A 1,556-nucleotide genomic window follows, 5' to 3' on the forward strand; every position below is an offset into this window, starting at 1 on the left:
GCCCGCGGTGGGGAGACCGCGGGCACGGGGCCCGTTCCGCTCAACAGGTCTGTCAGGGGGCGTACTTGTAACCCACCCGGCGGACGGTCTGGATCGAGTGGCGGTGCTGGGTGCCCAGCTTGCGGCGCAGCCGGGCGACGTGGACGTCGACCGTGCGGCCGTCGCCGACGTGACCGTAGCCCCAGACGGTCGTCACCAACTGGTCCCGGGTGTGCACCCGGTGGGGGTGCGCGACCAGGTGGGCGAGGAGCTCGAACTCCAGGTAGGTGAGGTCGAGCGCCACGCCGTCCACGGTCGCGATGCGCCGGGTGGAGTCGATGACCACCGGACCGTCCGGCGCGGGAGCCGCGGGAGCCTCGCGCACCACGGCCTGCGGGGCGAGCACGCCCTGCGGGAGCGGTCCGGCGGCGAAGGGCTGGGCGTCGGTGAACGCTCCGGCGAGGGCGGCCTGCTGGTCGGCCGGCACGAGGACGAGGTAGCCGATCATCGGCGGCCGTCCCGGAAGGGTGGGCAGGGAATGCTGGGGCGCGGGCAGCCACGTGGCTCCCGGCGGCAGCAGGTCGGCCATGTCGGTGAGCCGGACGACGTCGTCGCGGTCGACCGCACGGAGCCGGCGGTTGGGGGTGAGAGTGCGGGCGGTGGTGGTGGCCGCAGCGGGGGCCGCCGATGCCGCGGTGGCGGCGGAGGCGGAGAAAGTACGGGCGTTCGCCATGAGGGTCAGCTCTTTCGCGCGAGGAGTCGTCGAGGGACGTACGTCGTGCGCGCGGGCCGAAGACCGGGGTGAGCGGCTTTAGAGGGCCTGCGCGTTCCTCGCGCGGCAACACACCCGGTCGAAGTCGTGGTGCTGACGGGAAGGCCAGAACGGCTCAAGGTCGCTGCGACCCGATGAGGTGTACTGGAAGCCGGCCATGGGCCCATTGAAGCAGAGAATGCGGCGCGGCAGGAGCCTCCTCTCACCCGTCGATACGGACCCTTTGCGTGACGCGCCCCCCACGCCGCCCCCGGGCGCCCCTCCCACCCGCTCTGAGCTGGCCCTACCCGCCTCTCGGCCCACCAGCCGCTTCCGCCGGTCCGGCACGGGTACGTCGACGGCCTTCGAGGGATCGCCGTCCCCTTCCACTTCCAGCCGGGCCTCCCGGAGCGCTGCCGCGACCTCGGCCGATAGCCTGCCCGCAGAGCGCGCAGACGACGGCCCGCGCCCGGCGAGGGATGAGCATCCGGTGATCCGAGACCTGTACAACGTCCGCGTGCGGCCCGCGGAGGGCGACCCGACCCCGCTGACCGAGGACGAGGAGCGGCGCGCCCGGATCACCCTCTTCAACGAACTCGGCACCGTCATCGCCGAACGCGGCTGGGTCCGCTTCCCCGCCCATTCCCCGGAAGAACGCCGCCGGCTCGTCGACGTGGCGCACCGGCTCGGCGCGTACTGGGGCCGGCCGGTCCACGTCGAGGCCGAAGACAGCTGCGCCCTGAGACTTCACCTGGACGGGTACGGCGCGCTGCCGTCCGCGTGAGACGTCCCCGCCCGTACGACGAGAGGCGCCCGCCGGATTTCC

2 protein-coding genes are annotated in these 1,556 nt (G+C 73.3%); one reads left to right on the forward strand and one right to left on the reverse strand.

Features of this window, described 5'->3' with window-relative positions; translation table 11 throughout:
- Nucleotides 1–52: 52 nt before the first annotated feature.
- Complete coding sequence (locus ACFWEP_RS34585) at nt 53–712, reverse strand: winged helix-turn-helix domain-containing protein (protein WP_387376258.1); 660 nt, start codon at nt 710–712, stop codon at nt 53–55.
- A 508-nt stretch (nt 713–1,220) separates the two neighbouring features.
- On the opposite strand from ACFWEP_RS34585, the gene ACFWEP_RS34590 reads away from it, so the two are divergent.
- Nucleotides 1,221–1,514, forward strand: a complete 294-nt coding sequence (locus tag ACFWEP_RS34590; protein ID WP_387376260.1) for a hypothetical protein — start codon at nt 1,221–1,223, stop codon at nt 1,512–1,514.
- The last annotated feature ends 42 nt before the right edge of the window (nt 1,515–1,556 follow it).

Source organism: Streptomyces sp. NPDC060198 (genome assembly GCF_042728415.1).
GTDB lineage: Bacteria > Actinomycetota > Actinomycetes > Streptomycetales > Streptomycetaceae > Streptomyces.